Source organism: Kineosporia sp. NBRC 101731 (assembly GCF_030269305.1).
GTDB lineage: Bacteria > Actinomycetota > Actinomycetes > Actinomycetales > Kineosporiaceae > Kineosporia.
In genome coordinates this window covers 1-316 of the sequence record NZ_BSTC01000061.1, presented here as the reverse complement: position 1 = coordinate 316, position 316 = coordinate 1, and the positions used below count along the sequence as shown (strand labels likewise).

Below are 316 nucleotides of genomic sequence, written 5' to 3'. Positions count from 1 at the left end.
TCACGGCCCACCAAGTCTCCGATTCCTCGGAAAACCCGTGGCCCGCTCCCTCAGGACCCAACAGCGCATCCCCGCTTCCATCCCCGGAAGCGAGCTCCAACCGATGTTCCACCCTGAGCAGCCACCCCAGCACCAGGCCGACCCATGATTGGGCCAGCTCATCGACTGGGCAATGGCATTCTCTGACGTCTCACGAAGAGACGTATGAGTGCTCCTTAGAAAGGAGGTGATCCAGCCGCACCTTCCGGTACGGCTACCTTGTTACGACTTCGTCCTAATCGCCAGTCCCACCTTCGACGACTCCCTCCCCTTACGG

Annotated in this window: 1 rRNA gene; it reads right to left on the bottom strand. The window is 60.8% G+C overall.

Annotation, left to right across the window (positions count from 1 at the left end):
• Positions 1-219: 219 nt before the first annotated feature.
• Positions 220-316, bottom strand: a 16S ribosomal RNA gene (locus tag QSK05_RS36090); the annotation flags it as partial.